General features: G+C 61.7%; 15 protein-coding genes. 7 read left to right on the forward strand and 8 right to left on the reverse strand.

The window, feature by feature from the left end:
• Positions 1–39: 39 nt before the first annotated feature.
• Positions 40–1,977 (reverse strand): 5-dehydro-2-deoxygluconokinase, encoded by a 1,938-nt coding sequence (gene iolC, locus J9870_RS17290; protein WP_210639205.1) that lies wholly within the window; start codon positions 1,975–1,977, stop codon positions 40–42.
• Between the two features lie 312 nt (positions 1,978–2,289).
• Here iolC and J9870_RS17295 point away from each other — a divergent pair, with 312 nt between their 5' ends.
• Together J9870_RS17295 and J9870_RS17300 are read left to right on the forward strand one after the other, a co-directional pair.
• Complete coding sequence (locus J9870_RS17295) at positions 2,290–3,213, forward strand: MurR/RpiR family transcriptional regulator (protein WP_014337867.1); 924 nt, start codon at positions 2,290–2,292, stop codon at positions 3,211–3,213.
• Between the two features lie 34 nt (positions 3,214–3,247).
• Positions 3,248–3,859 (forward strand): glutathione S-transferase family protein, encoded by a 612-nt coding sequence (locus tag J9870_RS17300; protein WP_210639206.1) that lies wholly within the window; start codon positions 3,248–3,250, stop codon positions 3,857–3,859.
• A 192-nt stretch (positions 3,860–4,051) separates the two neighbouring features.
• Here J9870_RS17300 and hcnC read toward each other — a convergent pair whose 3' ends face one another.
• Genes hcnC through hcnA form a run of 3 tightly spaced genes read right to left on the reverse strand, consistent with a single transcriptional unit; the run spans position 4,052 to position 7,036 of the window.
• On the reverse strand, positions 4,052–5,314 hold the full coding sequence (gene hcnC, locus J9870_RS17305) for a cyanide-forming glycine dehydrogenase subunit HcnC (RefSeq protein WP_210639207.1): 1,263 nt from the start codon (positions 5,312–5,314) through the stop codon (positions 4,052–4,054).
• Positions 5,307–6,716 carry a cyanide-forming glycine dehydrogenase subunit HcnB gene (gene hcnB, locus J9870_RS17310; RefSeq protein ID WP_210639208.1) on the reverse strand — a complete coding sequence of 470 codons (1,410 nt, stop codon included), beginning with the start codon at positions 6,714–6,716 and terminating at the stop codon, positions 5,307–5,309. Before hcnB ends, hcnC begins: the two co-directional genes overlap by 8 nt.
• Positions 6,713–7,036, reverse strand: a complete 324-nt coding sequence (gene hcnA / locus J9870_RS17315; RefSeq protein ID WP_210645315.1) for a cyanide-forming glycine dehydrogenase subunit HcnA — start codon at positions 7,034–7,036, stop codon at positions 6,713–6,715. The genes hcnB and hcnA overlap by 4 nt, the downstream gene beginning before the upstream one ends.
• Before the next feature lie 278 nt (positions 7,037–7,314).
• Between hcnA and J9870_RS17320 the strand changes: the two genes are divergently transcribed.
• On the forward strand, positions 7,315–7,998 hold the full coding sequence (locus tag J9870_RS17320) for a response regulator transcription factor (RefSeq protein ID WP_210639209.1): 684 nt from the start codon (positions 7,315–7,317) through the stop codon (positions 7,996–7,998).
• Complete coding sequence (locus tag J9870_RS17325) at positions 7,976–9,361, forward strand: HAMP domain-containing sensor histidine kinase (protein WP_210639210.1); 1,386 nt, start codon at positions 7,976–7,978, stop codon at positions 9,359–9,361. The genes J9870_RS17320 and J9870_RS17325 overlap by 23 nt, the downstream gene beginning before the upstream one ends.
• Positions 9,362–9,386: 25 nt before the next feature.
• Here the strand turns inward: J9870_RS17325 and J9870_RS17330 are convergent, their stop codons facing one another.
• From J9870_RS17330 to J9870_RS17345, 4 genes are all read right to left on the reverse strand, one after another.
• A complete protein-coding gene (locus J9870_RS17330) occupies positions 9,387–9,635 on the reverse strand; it encodes a DUF1652 domain-containing protein (protein ID WP_210639211.1) in 249 nt (82 codons plus the stop codon).
• 237 nt (positions 9,636–9,872) lie between these two features.
• Positions 9,873–11,360 (reverse strand): helix-turn-helix transcriptional regulator, encoded by a 1,488-nt coding sequence (locus J9870_RS17335; protein ID WP_210639212.1) that lies wholly within the window; start codon positions 11,358–11,360, stop codon positions 9,873–9,875.
• An 87-nt stretch (positions 11,361–11,447) separates the two neighbouring features.
• Positions 11,448–12,731: a Zn-dependent hydrolase gene (locus J9870_RS17340; RefSeq protein ID WP_210639213.1), complete on the reverse strand. Its 1,284-nt coding sequence runs from the start codon at positions 12,729–12,731 to the stop codon at positions 11,448–11,450.
• Positions 12,732–12,881: 150 nt separating this feature from the next.
• On the reverse strand, positions 12,882–14,360 hold the full coding sequence (locus J9870_RS17345) for an NCS1 family nucleobase:cation symporter-1 (RefSeq protein WP_210639214.1): 1,479 nt from the start codon (positions 14,358–14,360) through the stop codon (positions 12,882–12,884).
• Positions 14,361–14,980: 620 nt separating this feature from the next.
• On the opposite strand from J9870_RS17345, the gene hydA reads away from it, so the two are divergent.
• From hydA to preA, 3 genes are all read left to right on the forward strand, one after another.
• Positions 14,981–16,420 (forward strand): dihydropyrimidinase, encoded by a 1,440-nt coding sequence (gene hydA / locus J9870_RS17350; protein WP_210639215.1) that lies wholly within the window; start codon positions 14,981–14,983, stop codon positions 16,418–16,420.
• A gap of 182 nt (positions 16,421–16,602) precedes the next feature.
• Positions 16,603–17,970: an NAD(P)-dependent oxidoreductase gene (locus J9870_RS17355; RefSeq protein ID WP_210639216.1), complete on the forward strand. Its 1,368-nt coding sequence runs from the start codon at positions 16,603–16,605 to the stop codon at positions 17,968–17,970.
• Complete coding sequence (gene preA, locus J9870_RS17360; RefSeq protein ID WP_210639217.1) at positions 17,971–19,245, forward strand: NAD-dependent dihydropyrimidine dehydrogenase subunit PreA; 1,275 nt, start codon at positions 17,971–17,973, stop codon at positions 19,243–19,245.
• Positions 19,246–19,307 lie beyond the last annotated feature (62 nt).

Consider the following 19,307-nt stretch of genomic DNA (forward strand, 5'->3'; position numbering starts at 1 on the left):
ACATTGAACTGCATTTCAAATAGAGACTGCGGTGGTCTGTTATGCCCGCGCAGCACGCCACGCCTCGATCAACTCCACAAACCTGCCCTGCACTTGCCGGATCAACGTTTCATCATCGATTTCACCGGCCAGCCACGCCCGGCTCGGTTCCTGGAAGATCGTGCGGCCGACGGCAAACCCACGGCAGGTGGCGCTCTGGCTGGCCTGGCGGAAACCTTCGGCCAGGGCGGCAGCCGGAGCGTTGAGGCCCAGCAGCACCACCCCCCGGCAGTACGGATCGCGCTGTTGGATCAGTTCATCGAGTTGTTTCCACTGAGCCGCACTCTGGGCTTCGATCTTCCACCACGCCGGGAAAATACCCAGGTTGTAGAGGCGCTTGAGGGCGCGATACAGCACGTCCGGGTGCGGCGATGGATGATCCTTGGGCGGAATGACTTCCAGCAGCAATTCATGGCCACTGACCTGGGACGCCTTGTACAGCCCCATCAATTGCGCCTCTTGTTCAAGACGCAACAGCGGTTCGTCATCGGGGTGAAATTGCACCAGGCATTTGATGATCTGTTCCTGGGGCCAGGCGATCAGGTTGCTGCCAATCGAGCGCCCATGTTCAAACGCCAGCGGCCGCGAGTTCTGCACTTCCACCGGGCGCGCCACCCACCAACCGCGCCCGGTCGCAGCGTTCAGCGAATCCTGGCCGAAACGTTGATCGGCAAGCAGGCCGACGTCAGCCTCCACGCCCTGCCGTTGCAGGTCGGCTTCGACCCGCTCCACCGCCTGGATGAACAGTTGCTTGAGTTCGCCAATGCAACTCAGGTCACGACCGCCCTTCTGGGCCAGTTCCACCAGTTGCCAGCGATGGTCGAAAGCGAAGATGAACAACTGTTTCCAGACCTTGCGGGGCACGCTGACCTGATGCAGCCGCTGCAACACGGCGTCCTGGTCCGGCCGGGTGATCGGCACCGGGCTCTTGAATAAATAGTCGAGCTCGGCCCGAGTCGGCATAGCCGGCGCGCAGGCATGGCGCGACACCACCAGGCCACCGCAGGCATTGGCCAACTGGCAGCAGCGCTCGTCACTGGCGTCTTCCAGCCAACCGGCGAGAAAGCCCGACATGAACGCATCGCCGGCACCCAATACATTCAGGACTTCGACCCGCACACCCGGATAAATCGCACCGTCTTCAAGTCGGGTCGGGATGGCACCGTGGATCACCGTGCAACCCTGCGGGCCGAGCTTGACCACCAAGGTCGCCGCCGTCAGCGAGCGTACGGTACGCAGCGCGCTCAGCAGGTCTTCGCTGCCGCCGGCGATCAGGAATTCTTCTTCGGTGCCGACGATCAGGTCGAAACGCGGCAGGATGCTTTGCACGTGCTGGCTGACTTTCTGGTCGGCGACGAAACGGGTTTCCCCATCGGCCTTGCCCGCCAGGCCCCAGAGTACCGGGCGATAGTCAATGTCCAATACGCGCTTGACGTTGTGTTTCTCGGCATGATCCAACGCCTGGGTGCTGGCCTTGTAGACGCTTTCTGTGGAGAAATGAGTGCCGGTGATCAGTAGCGCCTTGCTGGAGGCAATGAAGGGTTCATTGATGTCTTCGGCGCGCAGCGCCATGTCGGCGCAATTTTCCCGGTAGAACACCAGGGGGAAGGTTTCCCGGTCCTTGATACCCAGCAAGACCATGGCCGTCAGACGCTCAGGGTCGACCTTGATGCCGCTGACATCGCAGCCTTCACGTGCCAGAGACTCCACCAGGAAACGGCCCATGTGGTCGTCGCCTACCCGGCTCAACATCGCCGACCTGAGCCCCAATCGCGCCGTGCCGAAGGCGATGTTGGCCGACGAACCGCCCAGGTACTTGGCAAAGCTTGAGACATCTTCCAGGCGCGCGCCGACTTGCTGCGCGTAAAGGTCGACGCCCAGGCGTCCCAGGCAGATCACATCCAATTGACGCCCACTGGCAAAACGAGTCTGGCCCATGCTGGCTCCTGTTATTTTTATCAGCCTGCGCTTGTCGCCGGAACCGACGTCAACGCTCTTGGTGGATGCAGACTAAAACGAGCGACGGGCAATAATCAATAATTATTCTATAAATTTTTTACGTGGAATATTTTTTCCAATACGCTATAGCCGAGCCGGACCAGACGCAGTACATCGTTTCAGCACCCGTTGTAACTTTGTCTGCCCATGATTTTCCCTGCGCCTACGCTGTAGACTGCGATCAGCCAACCTATTGTCGAGGGCCGGCCCTTTTTCGGGCCGCCCTAAAAGAACAAGCCAGAAGGATTTTCTATGACCCGCCCCGATGATCTGCCGGCGCCGTCCGAGAGCGCGTCCGAACCCGCCCTCTCCAGCCCTCCGATCAATGCCGAGCGCCTGCTGCAATTGATTACCGACGAATATGAAAGCCTGCCGCGCCAGCTCAAACGCATCGCCAGCTACATGAGCCAGCAGAGCGATCGGATCATGGTCGATCGCATCAGCGACATCGCCCGCGAATGTGAGGTGCACCCGTCGGCCATCGTCAGGTTTTCCCAGCGCTTCGGCTTCAGCGGGTTCAGCGAAATGCAGGCGTTGTTCCGCGAGGCCTACACCCACAAGACCACGCCGGTGCAGAACTACCAGCAGCGTATCCGCAGCATGATCGCCAACAAGTCGCAGAAAGCCAGCGGCGGCGACCTGGCCCGCGAGTGCGTCAACGCCACGCTGTCGGGCATCGAGCGCTTGGGGTTGGAGCTGGATGACCAGGCGTTCGAAAAAGCCGTGGACCTGGTGGTCAACGCCGACAACATTTATGTGGTGGGCGTGCGCCGTTCGTTCGCGGTGGCCGATTACCTGGTCTACAACCTGCAACACACCAATAAACGCATTCACCTGGTGTCCGGCCTGGGCGGCAGTTATCGCGAGCAGATGCGCAGTGTGCGAGCCAATGACCTGGTGATCGCCATCAGCTTCACGCCGTATGGCAAGGAAACCCAACACTGCCTGCGCATCGCCCAGCACCATCAGGCCAAGACGCTGATCATCACCGACAGTAACCTGTCGCCCCTGGCCAAGCGCGCCAATGCAGTGCTGCTGGTGAACGAAGGCAGCTCGTTCGCCTTCCGCTCGTTGAGTGCCACGTTGTGCCTGTGCCAGGCATTGTTCATTGCCGTGGCCTACCGGCTGGAGCTCAAGGTCGATGAAATCCATGAACAGGTCGGGTTCGAGGATTAACGCCCCGGCCCCATGAATCGCTGAAGGAGAAGCCATGAAACTGATCGGCATGCTGGACTCACCCTACGTACGACGCGTCGCCATTTCCGCCAAATGCCTGGGCATTGCCCTGGAGCACGAATCGGTTTCGGTGTTCAGGCATTTCGAGCAATTCCAGCGCATCAACCCGGTGGTCAAGGCCCCTTCCCTGGTGCTGGACGATGGCATCGTACTGATGGATTCCACCTTGATCATTGATTACCTCGAGGCCTTGGCCGCACCGGGCAAAAGCCTGATGCCGGATGATCTTGCCCAACGGGCACGCTCACTGCGCCTGCTCGGGCTGGCTTTGGCGGCGTGCGAGAAATCGGTGCAGATTTACTATGAGCGCAACCTGCGACCGGCGGAAATTCAGCATGCGCCGTGGGTTGAACGGGTGGAAGGCCAGCTCGCTGCGGCTTATGGAATGCTGGAGCAGGAACTGGAGAAACAGCCGTTGAGCACCGATGGTTCGATTGATCAGGCCGGCATCACTGTGGCGGTGGCATGGAGTTTCACCAACCTTGTGGTGCCCGACCAGGTGCAGGGCAAGGCTTTCCCGCTGATCAGCGCGTTTACGGCCTATGCCGAAGGGCTGGAGGCGTTTGTCAGCACGCCGATGGAGTAACCGACGGGTACGGTTCTGTGGGAGCGAGCTTGCTCGCGATAGCGGTAGTTCAGTCAACATTGACGCTGGCTGATCCGACGCTATCGCGAGCAAGCTCGCTCCCACCGCTTGTCCCCGGGTGGCTGCCAGATATGTGTTCACCACAAGGGCTTTGTGGTGGATGCAATCTGTGAGCTGCCACACAGGATTTCTTCAGGCCAGTTCCACTTCCTTTGCTTCAACGGCCTTCGGCGCCACCTCGAAGCGATCTTCCAGAAACGGCGTGATGTCCAGCGGCAACGGTTCGTTGTTCACCAGTTTGTCCAGCAGCACCCCGGTGATGGCCGAGGTCAGGATGCCGGTGCGGAAGTGCCCGCAGGCGTTGAGATAGCCCTCCACGCCGCGCATCGGCCCCAGGATCGGCAATTCATCCGGGGAGCCCGGGCGCAGGCCGGCCCAGGTCCGCTTGAGGTTGATGTCGGCCAGTTGCGGGATACACCGCACTGCGCCCTGCACCAACCCCTCGATCTCAGGGTAGGTGGTGGTCACGTCGAAGCCCTTGTCTTCGGTGGTGCTGCCAATCAGGATTTCGCCGTTGTCTTTCTGCGCCACGTAGCAATCGCTGGTGGTCAGGCACCCGTTGAGGATTTTCGGCATGCGTTCGGTCAACAGGATCTGCCCCTTGACCGGCTTGACTGGAATTCGCACGCCGGTGGCTTGTTCGCTCAGGTCCGCCGCCCAGGCCCCGGTCGCGTTGATCAAGGTCCGGCAAGTGAAGGTTCCGGCCTCGCTGGTTTTCACCCCGGTGACCCGCGAACCACTGCGCAGGACTTCCGTCACGTTGGTGTTGAAGAACATATCGACGCCATTCTGCCGGGCACCTTCGGTGTAGGCGTCAGCCAGGCGGAACGGGCTGACCTGGTGATCGCACAGGAACTCCAGCGCCCCCCGGGCCTCATGGCTGACATTCGGCTCGGCCTCGCGCAGGGCAGCCTGGTCGAGCCAGCGCACCTGATCGGCCAGATGCGGAATGCAGGCAACAATGTGCTCGGCATACAGACGGTCTTCGTCGTCGTAGATCACGAACTTGAGCCCGGTCTGCTCGAACTTGAAATCCATGCCGTGGTTGTCGATCAGCTCGCGGTGCAACTGGGGGTACATCGCGTTGGACTGCAAGGCGAAATCGAAGAACGACTGGGGCAGGATATGCGGCGTGCTGGCGTCCACCGCCACGGCGGCACCCTGGGTCTGGCGCTTGCGGTTGGCCGACATCATGCGAAAGAAGATCACCCCGCAGCCCAGGCCCACCGATTCGCCGATGGCCCACAAGCCGCCGGCCGAAGCGCGGGTGGCGTTGCCAGGGCGCTTGGCGTCGATCAGGGCGATTTTAAGGTGATTACGCTTGGACAACTGGTAGGCACATGAGGCCCCGATCACACCGCCACCGGCGATGACCACGTCATAGTGTTTAATCATGGGAAACGGCCTCCATGCCGACATTCTGGAACGCTGAAAAGGGAATCGGATCGATAGGGAAACGTGGCCGCAGCCAGCCCACGTCGGCACGCCCGGTGGCTTCGCGCAAACGATCGCTGCAATAGCCGACGCACATCCGCCCCTGGCAGTCGCCCATGCTCACGCGGGTACGCATTTTCAAGCTGGCCATATCTTGTACGCCCTGTTCCAGGGCTCGGTCGATGTCGGCGCGGGTGGCATGCTCGCAACGGCAAATCACCGTGTCGGCGGCCGGCAATGCGGTTTGCCCGGCACCGCGCTGGGTGTAGCGGTCCACTGCGGCGCGAAAGCGAATGATGCGTTCCAATTGCGCCTGGTAGCGCTCGCGCTGCGCCAGGGCGGCGGACGAATCCAGCACGTTGCGTTGCAGCAGGATCGACAACGCGGCAATGCGCCCGCTCAGCATGGCGGCTTCACCGCCGCGGATCCCGCCCATGTCGCCGGCCAAGTGAATGTGCGCTTCGCTACTCTGTTGCCAGGCATCGGACACCGCCCGCAAGTAGCCGTCATCGCTGAAGCCGTGCTCCAGGCCCATCTGCTGGCTCAATTGGGTCCGCGGGATAAACCCATAGCCGACCGCCAGCGTTTGGGCCGGCACCTGTTCGGCGCGTTTCAGGTCGGGCTCCCAGGTACTGGAATACGGCGCGACGGTGACGTGGCTCAACTCACCTTCGCCGTCAGCCTGCACCACGCCCCAGCCATAGCGCACCGGGATGCGATTGAGCTTGAGATAGGCCAGCATGCTCAGGCCATCGAGAAACAGTTGCGGCTTGTTCAGCAGAGCCAGGCTTTCCTTGGCGATCCGGCCGAACGCGCAGGCCTCATACACACCCGCCACCGCCACGCCCGACGCGTGCAGCTGGCAAGCCACCAGTGGCAACAACGGACCGGTGCCGGCGATCACCACCGGGCTCGGCGGCTTGACCACCCCGCTCTTGATCTGCAATTGCAGGCCACCGAGCATCATCACGCCCGGCAAGGTCCACCCAGGAAACGGCACGCTGCGCTCGTGACAGCCGGCCGCCAGTACCAGGTGCGAATAGGCCACCTCACGCAAGCGTTCGTCAGCGTCCAGCAACATCAGCGCCCGGAAGCCTTCGGCGCCAATGACCCGGCTGCTCAAGCGCACGTCGATCAGGCCGGCGTATCGCTGGAATTCACCATGGATTTTCTCCAGGGCTTGGCTGTAGCGCGGGCCCAGGTAGTCCAGGCGCACGCCATCGCGCAATGGCCCGCGATACACCACGCCACCCAGGCGCGGCGCTTCTTCGAGCAAGGTGCAGCGCACCCCGTGGGAGGCCAGTTCAATGGCCGCGGCCATGCCCGCCGGTCCACCGCCGACAATCACCGGTTCGAGGTTCATGGCGCCTCCGTCTCGGTGATGCGGTTGACCCGGGTTTCGATCTGCATGCCGGGGCGCACCAGGGTCTGGCAGGCACGGCGCTTGTGGCGCCCGTCGATCCTGACCAGGCAGCACTGGCACACGCCCATGCCGCAGTACGCGCCGCTGATCTGATCGTGATCGTTGCGGGCCACCTGACGTTGGCCCAGGGACTGGATGACGGTGAGGACGGTTTCACCCTGGGCCGCGCTGACAGCCTGCCCGTCCAGACGCACCGTCATGTCGGGCTGTGCCAGCGGCTGGATATCGAATTTTCGGCGTAGAAGGTCTGAAGGTTGCATCATAATGCTCTTCCTTGAAGATTCTGTGGGGGCTCGGCTCCTTGCGGCACACCATCACCGGTTCGCATCGGTACCCGGCAGCGGCAGTGCGCCAAAGCGGGGCAACAGACGCAACATGATAGTGCGCACGAAATTTATGTTAGGGATTATTTGTGACCAAGTGTTGATCCAGGCCAGCGAATTCGCTTGCGGCTGATGAACTTTTTTTCAGAAAGCCGACAGGTATTCTTTGGCAGAATGCTGCGCAATAGCACCAACTTCCCAACACGGTACCGCCCATGAACCGCATCCTGACCATCGAAGACGACGCCGTGACCGCCCGTGAAATCGTCGCCGAGCTGACCCGCAACGGCCTGAACGTGGACTGGGTCGACAACGGCCGCGAAGGCCTGGAACGAGCGGTGAGCGGCGACTACGACCTGATCACCCTCGACCGCATGCTGCCCGAGCTAGACGGCCTGGTGATCGTCACCACACTGCGGACCATGGGCGTGGCTACGCCAATCTTGATGATCAGCGCCCTCTCCGATGTGGATGAACGAGTGCGTGGCCTGCGCGCCGGCGGCGACGATTACCTGACCAAGCCGTTCGCCACCGATGAGATGGCCGCCCGCGTCGAAGTCCTGTTGCGCCGCAACAATGGCACCCGCGAGCCAGAAACCGTGCTGCGGGTGGCGGACCTGGAACTGAACCTGATCAGCCGCGAAGCCAGCCGCAATGGGCAACTGCTCAGCCTGCTGCCCACCGAATACAAGTTGCTGGAGTTCCTGATGCGCAACAGCGGGCAGATCCTCTCGCGCATGATGATTTTCGAGGAAGTCTGGGGCTATCACTTCGACCCCGGCACCAACCTGATCGACGTCCACATCGGCCGCCTGCGCAAGAAAATCGACCCGCCGGGCCTCGAACCGCTGATTCGCACGGTGCGAGGTTCCGGCTATGTCATTGCTGAACCCTGCTAAGGGCTGGCGCTCCTCCAGCAGCCGCCTGCTGGCGCTGTACAGTTCGCTGTTCGTGATCTGGAGCGCGATCCTGATGGGGGTGATGTATTACGAAGTGTTCGGCTACCTGGACAGCCTGGCCAAGCACTCGCTGATGCAGCGCCAGCATCTGTTTGCCCGGATCCACGGCGATCAATTGGAAGACGCCCTCATGGCCAGCCTGACGCTGGACGAACGTGGCGTCGACGCCTACGGCCTGTTCGATCCGCAACTGCGTCACTTGAGCGGGCCGATCCAGCGGATCCCGCCGGACCTGCCGCTGGATGGCAAGATCCACATGCTCGGCGGCTGTGTCGACTCCGACGACCCCAGCGTGCCCTCCGACAGTTGCGACGCGGTAGCGAGCCGGACCCAGGACGGGCGCTGGCTGGTGCTGGCGCGGGATAATGGCTCGCTGTTCGCCGTGACACGGATCATCTTGCACGCGCTGTTCTGGGGTGTATCGCTGACCATCCTGCCGGGTATCGCCGGTTGGCATCTGCTGCGTCGCCGACCGCTGCAGCGTATTCGCAAACTGCAGGCCAGTGCCGAGGCCATCGTCGCCGGCGACCTGACCCATCGCCTGCCCCTGTCGAGCCGACGCGATGAACTGGACATGCTGGCGGCGATCGTCAATGCCATGCTCGACCGCATCGAACGCTTGATGAACGAGGTCAAGGGCGTGTGCGACAACATCGCCCATGACCTGCGCACGCCGCTGACCCGCCTGCGCGCCCAGCTTTATCGCATCCAGCAGGAAGCCCCGGACGGCTCGCCCGAGGCCTTGCAGATGGACCAGGTGATTGCCGAAACCGATACGCTGATGGCCAGGTTTCGCGGCTTGTTGCGGATTTCCGAACTGGAAGACCAGCAGCGGCGCTCGGGGTTCGTGCGCCTGGATCCGCTGCAATTGCTGCAGGAACTGCACGACTTTTACCTGCCGCTGGCCGAGGAAGGCGAGCTGACCTTCACCCTGGAAGTCCCCGACGCCCTGCCCTTGCTCAACGGCGATCGGGCGTTGCTGTTCGAGGCGGTGTCGAACCTGCTGAGCAATTCCATCAAGTTCACCCCGCCGGGAGGCGAAGTGATCCTGCGCGGGGTCGATCAGGGCGACAGCACCCGCATCGAAGTGCTCGACTCCGGCCCCGGCATCCCCGAAGCGGAGCGCAAAGCCGTGTTCCGCCGCTTCTATCGCGCCGAAGGCAGCAGCCAGCACGGCGGCTTCGGCCTGGGCCTGTCGATCGTCGCGGCGATTGTCAATTTACACGGGTTCACGCTGGAGGTAGGCAGCAGCGAATGCGGTGGCGCACGGCTGGTGCTCGATTGCCGGGCGACGTTGCTTTAGCCATGGACCGCGTTCAGCCGACCCTCTATGCCGGGTCACTGCGATACAGCGGGGTGTTTTCAAGCTCATAGCGCAGCTCGTCGATCAGCTTCGCCAGGCTTTCTTCCGAGCGAACGCTGTCCAGGCTCATACCACTCACTACCAGGTCCACCTCGCCGCTTTCGCGATGGTAGAGGCGCACCGTAAGGGTGCCGTCGCCATTGAGGCTGCATTCGCAAGCCAGCGGCTTGAAGCTTTCTTCCAGGCGCGCACGCACTGGGGCCAGTTGGGTCATGCGTTGTACCTCAGCGCCGAGATCGCAAACGACTAATGGACAACGCCGGGTTCCCGGCCTCAACAGACTTCCTGTTTATACACTCGATGGGTTCACTGCACATTGTGGCCTGTTCCTTGACTGCTTCGTGAGGGACGCGACATCACCAACAATGCCGCACCCTCACAGCCTAAGGAGCCAGAGGCCCGTGCAAAACCCGAATTTGCACCAGCACGCCCGGTGCATTTGCACTGGCCATCATAGTGCCTTCTTTCGCCATTCGCTGGCGAACAAGCCGCGCTCTCGAGCCCAGACGATGGCCTCGCTGCGACTGTGCACGTCCAGCTTGGAGTACAACGTCGCCACGTGATTGCGCACCGTGTTGGGGGCCAGTTTCAAGCGCGCGGCGATTTCCTTGTCCGCCAGGCCCTCGCAGATCAACCCCAGCACGTCACGTTCCCGGGCAGTCAGCTCGGTGAATGACACGCTGGGCACCTGAGTATTGATACTTTTCACATTGGCCAGTTTTTCGATCAGGGTCCGACTGAACCAGGAAGCGTCCTTCATCACTTCTTCGATCGCCGCCACCAGTTCCAGCTCCGAGCGCTTGCGTTCAGTGATGTTCATCAAGACCAGCAGGTAGCAGGGCTTGTCCTGAATGACCACGGTGTCGGCCGCCACCTCGCAGTCGATCTGTTCGCCGCCTTTCTTGTGGACCTTGACGTCGACACTGGACACCGTCGCGGTCTTTTCCAGGGTAGCAAACAGTGCCGCGCTGGCGTCCTTGTCGAGGAAAGCGATTTCTTCCACGGTTTTACCCAGCAGTTCCTCACTGGCGTAACCGGTGGTCTGGAGAAACGCTTCGTTGACTTCCAGCAATTGCTGTTCGGCGCTGCACACCAGGGTCGGTACTGGCGTGAGACGAAACGACTTGGCAAAGCGCTCCTCGCTCTGGCGCAGTGCCGTTTCGGCTTTGCGACGTGGCTCCATGTCCATGAAGGAAAACAGCATGCAGTCTTCGTCGTGCAGGTCATCCAGGGGCTGGCCCGCGACAATCACTTGCTTGCTGCCACCTCCCGGCAATTTCAGCTCGGCCTGCATCTGCGGAATGGTCGCGCCCTGCCCCAGGCGCTCGATCGCCAGGTCACGTTTCTCGGCGGCCTCGAGCACATCCAACTCATACACCGAACGCCCGATCACCTGCTCGCGGCTGTAGCCAGTCATCTCCAGAAAGCCCTGGTTGACCTTGATGTAGCGCAAGTCGCTGAGGCGGCAGATCACCGCCGGCGCCGGGTTGGCCCCGAAGGTTTTTTCAAAACGCTGTTCGGCGCTGGCCCATTCGGTGGCGTCGCTGAGAATCAGTACCAGCAATTCCGCCTCGCCGCTGCGGTCGGTCAACACCATGCTGCGGATCCGATGGACCCAAGTACGGTCCGGCTCGGCCTCGGGCGTGACTTCTACCAACACATCGCTGAACTCATCCCCTCGGGCGACCCGGGCAATGGGGTAGTTGTCCGCAGTCAGCGGGTGGTTGTTGCGATAACGCAAATTGAACCGCTGGGCGTATTCCCTGGCGTTGGCACCCAGCGCTTTGAGGTCAGTGACCCCGTGCATGGTCAACGCCGCTTCGTTGGCCCAGGCGATGGTCTGATCGACCTCGATCAACATCACCCCGTCGGACAGCCCGGCGATGATTTGCAGCAGTTGACGACGATTGGTATCGGTAGTCGGGACGTCCTGGCTCATCGGGTCTCCATGTGGTCAGTGCATTTTCAATGCATGGATGCGTTGAAGGTTACGACCACATGGGATTGCGATAGTGCACCGCGCCGTTCACGCCGCCATGCGCCCCTCGGCGATGGCCTGTGAGGCGGCCAGCATCGCTCGCAACAGCACTGCGCAACCGGCGGCGAGGTCATCCGGGGCGGCATTTTCGATTTCGTTGTGGCTGATGCCGCCTTCGCACGGCACGAAGATCATCCCGGCCGGGCCCAGTTCGGCGAGGAAAATCGCGTCATGGCCAGCGCCGCTGACGATCTCCATATGCGACAGGCCGAGGCCTAGGGCCGCGCCACGTACGGCTTCGACGCAGCCTGGGTTGAAGTACAGCGGCAAGAAGTCGGCCGTGGGTTTCAATTCATAGGTCAGGCCGTGTTGCCGGCAGGTGTCTTCGATCACCTGTTTGACCTCGGCGATCATCGAGTCCAGCCGCGCCGGTTCCAGATGACGGAAATCCAGGGTCATGCGCACTTCGCCGGGGATGACATTGCGCGAACCGGGATAGGCTTGCAGGCAACCCACCGTGCCGCAGGCATGGGGTTGATGACCCAGGGCAGCACGGTTGACAGCGCCGACGATGATCGAGGCGCCGACCAGGGCGTCCTTGCGCAAGTGCATCGGGGTCGGACCGGCGTGGGCTTCGACACCCCGCAACGTCAGGTCGAACCACTTCTGCCCCAGTGCGCCCATGACGATGCCGATGGTCTTGTGTTCATCCTCCAGGATCGGCCCCTGTTCGATGTGCGCCTCGAAATACGCCCCGACCGGATGCCCACTGACCTGGCGCGGGCCAGCGTAACCGATGGCGTTGAGCGCCTGGCCGACGGTGATGCCTTCGGCGTCGACCTTGGCCAGGGTTTCTTCAAGGGTGAATTTTTCCGCGAACACGCCAGAGCCCATCATGCACGGGGCGAAGCGCGAACCCTCTTCGTTGGTCCATACCACCACTTCCAGCGGTGCCTCGGTCTGGATGTTCAGGTCATTGAGGGTACGCAGCACTTCCAACCCGGACAGCACGCCAAAGCAGCCGTCGAATTTGCCGCCGGTGGGTTGCGTGTCGATGTGGCTACCGGTCATCACCGGCGGCAGGTTCGGATTGCGCCCCGGGCGCCGGGCGAAGATATTGCCCACCGCATCGATGCTGACGGTGCAGCCGGCCGCTTCGCTCCATTGCACGAACAGGTCGCGGGCCTGGCGATCGAGATCGGTCAGGGCCAGGCGACACACCCCGCCCTTGACCGTGGCACCGAGCCGGGCCAGGTCCATGAGCGACTGCCACAGGCGGTCGCGGTTGATGTGCAGGTGGGTGGACTGTAGGACGTCGACGGCTGCGTTCATGGGGGATCTCCATTTTTCTGGCATTTTTTTGCTGTGTTTGAGGCCGCTATCGCGAGCAATCTCGCTCCCACAAGGGTTCTGCTGTACGCATGGATTTCGCAGCCACCGAATCCAGTGTAGGAGCGAGCTTGCTCGCGATGGGCCCCTCCTTCACACCACAGACTTAGCGACGGACGGGCTCGCACGCATACCGCACAACCCGTAATAAATCACTCCACCCAGCGCCGAACCGGTGAACCAGCCGTAGCTGTAGAACCAGCTGAATGCGTCGCTGCCCAGGGACAACAAGGTCAGCAGCACCGGCACGCCAAAGGCGATGAAACCGTTCCAGTTCCACGCTGGGTAAACGTCGTCGCGGTATAGCCCGGCCAAGTCCAGTTGCTGTTTCTTGATCAGGAAATAATCCACCACCATGATCCCGGCAATCGGCCCCAGCAAACTCGAATAGCCCAGCAGCCAGTTGGAGTAGACCGACTCAAGGCTGACCTCGGAAACGATCAGGCCCAGTTTTTTCAGCAGTTCATGGGCCATCAGCGCCAGCCCCACCAGCCCGGTGAGCATCACCGCCTTGGTACGGCCGATCAGTTTCGGCGCCAGGTTCTGGAAGTCGTTGGTGGGCGAGACGATGTTGGCGGCGGTGTTGGTCGACAGCGTGGCGACGATGATCAGCACCATGGCCAGGGCCACCCACACCGGGCTCTGGATGTGCCCGATCAAGCTCACCGGATCGGAGACGGTCACCCCCACCAGTTTCTGCGAGGCGGCGGTCATGACTACGCCGAGGGAGGCGAACAGGAACATGGTCAATGGCAGGCCGATGATCTGCCCCACGATCTGGTCTTTCTGGCTCTTGGCATAACGGCTGAAGTCCGGAATGTTCAACGAAAGCGTGGCCCAGAAACCGACCATGGCCGTCAGCCCGGCAAGGAAGTAACCAGTCACGCTGGCGCCCTCGGGGCGTTTGGCCGGGGCCGCCATCAATTCAGTCAACGAGACGTTGGGCAGGGCCCACACCAACAGGCCAGCCCCCACCAGTACCAGCAGCGGCGCGGACAGGGTTTCCAGCCATTTGATCGACTCGGCGCCGCGCAACACCACCCACAGGTTCATGACCCAGAACAGCATGAAGCCGATCACTTCGCCGGTGCCGCCCAGGCTCTTCCAGCCTTCGAACACCGAACCGAGAAACAGGTGGATCGCCAGCCCGCCGAACATCGTCTGGATGCCGAACCAGCCACACGCCACCAAAGCACGAATCAGGCAAGGGACGTTGGAGCCGATGACACCGAAGGACGAGCGCAACAGCACCGGAAACGGAATGCCGTACTTGGTCCCGGCGAAGGCGTTCAAGGTGAGGGGAATCAATACAATGATGTTGGCGAACAGAATCGCCAGCAGCGCCTCACCCACCGTCAGGCCAAAGTAGGCGGTCAGCACGCCACCGAGGGTGTAGGTCGGTACGCAGATCGCCATGCCGACCCACAGCGCGGTGATGTGCCACTTGTTCCAGGTTCGCTCGTGCACCTTGGTCGGCGCGATGTCGTGGTTGTAACGGGGGCTGTCGAGGACGTCGCTGCCGGCTTCAAGCTCGAACAACCCGTCGCGCTCAGTCACTGTTGATCTGGTCATGTCCGCTCCACTGTTTTCATTATTTTTGCTCATCGACTGGCGATGGCCGGAGTACTTGCATGTAAGCACGCGTGCTACCGACGGCCCTACCCGACAGCGACAACACTCAATATCCGTGCCGATTGTTGCGTCGAGTTGACCGAATGATCGATATAAGCTCTATAACTACCTGATCATTAAGGTTTTAATTTAAAACCACGAGCCTGCCGCGTTGCTGAACATCGCCCTTGAGGCTAGATGACCTGCGCGTTCTGTCGAGCTGAAGATTCAAAGTGGTGCACCTCAACTTTATGCGGCGGGTCTAAACCGCACTTTCACGGCTTTCAAGCCGCTGATTTACCATGATAAATCTCGCTCAAATAATGATCCTGTCAAGTGCGTCAAAATGGTGAGCAGGCTCACCATTTTGGTGATTTACTTATTTATTCCTTATTTTTCAAATAGTTACTAAATAAATAAGCTCATGAAAAATAATCTTGCTCATTTTTAAAACTGCAGCTAGCGTCTAATCCTGACAGACGTGACAGGAATGCAACCTGCCTCTTTTCGTCACTTATTAATCGTGGTCTATAAAACATAAAGAACCGGCATCAGTCGGTCATGCCTGCGAGGAGCTCGGAATGTCTCTGTTGATCCGTGGTGCCACCGTAATTACCCATGATGAAAGTTATCGCGCCGACGTGCTGTGTGCCGACGGCGTGATCAAGGCCATTGGTGAAAACCTGGATGTTCCCGCCGAGGTCGAAGTGCTTGATGGCAGCGGCCAATACCTGATGCCAGGCGGCATCGATCCCCATACGCACATGCAGTTGCCGTTCATGGGCACGGTCGCCAGTGAGGATTTCTTCAGCGGTACGGCGGCGGGCCTGGCCGGGGGCACCACCTCGATCATCGACTTCGTCATTCCCAACCCGCAGCAGTCGCTGATGGAAGCCTTTCACCAATGGCGTGGCTGGGCCGAGAAGAGCGCCAGCGACTACGGTTTTCACGTTGCGATCACTTGGTGGAGCGAGCAGGTTCGCGAAGAAATGGCCGAGTTGGTCAGCCAGCACGGCGTGAACAGCTTCAAGCATTTCATGGCCTACAAGAACGCGATCATGGCCGCCGATGACACCTTGGTGGCGAGCTTCGAACGCTGCCTGGAGCTAGGCGCGGTGCCAACCGTGCACGCAGAGAACGGCGAGCTGGTCTATCACCTGCAACGCAAGCTGCTGGCCCAAGGCATCACCGGGCCCGAAGCCCATCCACTGTCGCGGCCATCGCAAGTGGAAGGCGAAGCGGCGAGCCGGGCCATCCGCATTGCCGAGACCCTGGGCACGCCGCTGTACCTGGTGCACGTGTCGACCAAAGAGGCGCTGGACGAAATCACCTATGCCCGCAGCAAGGGCCAGCCGGTCTACGGTGAAGTGCTGGCCGGGCATCTGCTGCTGGACGACAGCGTCTATCGCCACCCGGACTGGCAGACCGCCGCCGGCTACGTGATGAGCCCGCCCTTCCGACCTCGCGGGCATCAGGAAGCGCTCTGGCACGGTTTGCAGTCAGGCAACCTGCACACCACCGCCACCGACCACTGCTGCTTCTGTGCCGAACAGAAAGCCGCTGGCCGCGACGACTTCAGCAAAATCCCCAACGGCACCGCCGGTATCGAAGATCGCATGGCCGTGCTCTGGGACGAGGGGGTCAACAGCGGCAAATTGTCGATGCACGACTTCGTCGCCCTCACCTCCACCAACACCGCGAAGATCTTCAACCTCTACCCGCGCAAAGGGGCGATCCGCGTCGGAGCCGATGCCGACCTGGTGCTCTGGGACCCGCAAGGCAGTCGCACGATCTCAGCCAAGACCCACCATCAGCAAGTGGACTTCAACATCTTCGAAGGCAAGACCGTGCGCGGCGTGCCCAGCCACACCATCAGCCAGGGCCGGCTGGTCTGGGCCGATGGCGACCTGCGGGTCGAACGCGGCGCCGGGCGCTACATCGAACGGCCGGCGTATCCGGCGGTGTTTGACTTGCTGAGTAAACGGGCGGAGCTGAACAAACCAACTGCGGTTAAACGCTGAAATCCAGGCCTTCGGCCTATCGCGAGCAAGCTCGCTCCCACACTGGATTTTGGGTGTATGCAAAATCCATGTGCACAGCAGATCCCTGTGGGAGCGAGCTTGCTCGCGATGAGGCCAGTCCAGACACCGAAAAGAACACTGCCCACCAGAGGCAGCACCTCAAACACCGTGAGGCCCATTCCATGATCCAGCCCTTGAGTCACCTCCCCCATTCCCAGGAAGACCCGACCACCCTCGCCGCCCGCTTCAGCGACCTGGCGCCGCCGCTCAACGCACGCCAGGCCCACCTGGAAGCCTCTCGTTGTCTGTACTGCTACGACGCGCCGTGCGTGAACGCCTGTCCAAGCGAGATCGATATCCCTTCGTTCATTCGCAACATCCACCAGGACAACGTCCAAGGCGCGGCGCAGAAAATCCTCTCGGCCAACATCCTTGGCGGCAGTTGCGCCCGGGTCTGCCCCACCGAGATCCTTTGCCAGCAAGCCTGCGTGCGCAACAACGCCCAGGAATGCGCGCCCGTGCTGATCGGCCTGTTGCAGCGCTATGCCGTGGACAACGCCCATTTCCGCGAGCACCCATTCAAACGCGGCGCCGCCACCGGCAAGCGCATCGCCGTGGTCGGTGCGGGCCCTGCGGGCTTGTCCTGCGCCCACCGCAGCGCGATGCACGGGCATGACGTGGTGATCTTCGAAGCCCGGGAAAAAGCCGGTGGCCTCAACGAATACGGCATCGCCAAATACAAGCTGGTAGACGATTACGCCCAGCGCGAACTGGCTTTCCTGCTGGACATCGGCGGCATCGAAATCCGCCATGGCCAGAAACTCGGCGAGAACCTGAGCCTGAGCGATTTGCACCAGCAGTTCGACGCGGTGTTCCTCGGCCTCGGCCTGGCCGCCAGCAAACAACTGGGCCTGAGTGACGAACAAGCGCCGGGGCTGCTGGCCGCCACCGAATACATCCGCGAACTGCGCCAGGCCGACGACCTCAGCCAGTTGCCCCTGGCCGACCGTTGCATCGTCCTCGGCGCCGGCAACACCGCCATCGACATGGCCGTGCAAATGGCCCGTCTTGGCGCCCGGGACGTCAGCCTGGTGTACCGGCGCGGCCTTGAAGACATGGGTGCCACCGGGCATGAGCAAGACATCGCCAAGGCCAATCAGGTGCGCCTGTTGACCTGGGCTCAACCGCAACAGGTCCTGCTCGATGACGCCGGGCAGGTGCGCGGCATGCGCTTCTCCCGCACGCATCTGGAAAACGGTCGGCTAGTCACCAGCGCCGAAACCTTCGACCTGCCCGCCGACGCCATTTTCAAAGCCATCGGCCAGGCCCTCGACGACAACGCGCTGGTGGATCCGCTGACCCGGGAACTCAAGCGCCAGGACGGGCGGATCCTGGTGGACGAACAACTGCGCACCAGCATTGCCGGGGTGTATGCCGGTGGCGATTGCACCAGCCTGGACCAGGACCTCACCGTACAGGCCGTGCAACATGGCAAGCTCGCCGCCGAGGCGATCAACGCTCAACTGATGCTTAACGTGGAGGCTGCGTAAATGGCCGATCTGTCGATTGTCTTCGCTGGCATCAAAGCCCCCAATCCGTTCTGGCTGGCCTCCGCGCCGCCCACCGACAAGGCCTACAACGTGGTTCGTGCCTTCGAGGCCGGCTGGGGTGGCGTGGTCTGGAAAACCCTCGGGGAAGACCCGGCGGCGGTGAACGTGTCGTCGCGCTACTCGGCCCACTACGGCGCCAATCGCGAGGTGCTGGGCATCAATAACATCGAGCTGATCACCGACCGTTCGCTGGAGATCAACCTGCGGGAAATCACCCAGGTGAAAAAGGACTGGCCGGACCGGGCCTTGATCGTGTCGCTGATGGTGCCCTGCGTCGAAGAATCGTGGAAACGCATCCTGCCCCTGGTGGAAGCCACTGGCGCCGACGGTATCGAGCTGAACTTCGGTTGCCCCCACGGCATGCCGGAACGGGGCATGGGCGCGGCGGTCGGCCAGGTGCCGGAATACGTCGAGCAAGTGACTCGCTGGTGCAAGACCTATTGCTCACTGCCGGTGATCGTCAAGCTCACACCGAACATCACCGACATCCGCGTCGCTGCCCGCGCAGCCCATCGCGGCGGCGCGGACGCGGTGTCGTTGATCAACACCATCAACTCCATCACCAGCGTCGACCTGGACCGCATGGTCGCCCTGCCCACCGTCGGCAGCCAGAGCACCCATGGCGGGTATTGCGGCTCGGCGGTCAAGCCTATCGCGCTGAACATGGTCGCCGAAATCGCCCGCGACCCGCAGACCCAAGGCTTGCCGATCTGTGGCATTGGCGGCATCGGCAGCTGGCGCGACGCCGCCGAATTCATCGCCCTGGGCAGCGGCGCGGTGCAGGTGTGCACGGCGGCGATGCTGCATGGTTTTCGCATCGTCGAAGAAATGAAGGACGGCCTGTCACGCTGGATGGACGATCACGGCCACGCCAACCTCCAGGCCTTCTCCGGGCGCGCGGTGGGCAACACCACCGACTGGAAGTACCTGGACATCAACTACCAGGTCATCGCCAAGATCGACCAAGAGGCCTGCATCGGTTGCGGTCGCTGCCACATCGCCTGCGAGGACACCTCACACCAGGCCATCGCCAGCCTCAAGCAGGCGGACGGCACGCGCAAGTATGAAGTGATCGATGAAGAGTGCGTGGGCTGCAACCTCTGTCAAATCACCTGCCCGGTGCAGGACTGCATCGAGATGGTGACGGTGGACACGGGCAAGCCGTTCCTGGATTGGAACCATGATCCGCGTAATCCCTACCATGTAACGGTCTGAAATTTGCGGTGTCTGGCCGGGCGCCATCGCGAGCAAGCTCGCTCCCACAGTGGATCGTGTCG

It is taken from the genome of Pseudomonas sp. Tri1 (assembly GCF_017968885.1).
In the GTDB taxonomy this organism is placed as follows: Bacteria; Pseudomonadota; Gammaproteobacteria; order Pseudomonadales; family Pseudomonadaceae; genus Aquipseudomonas.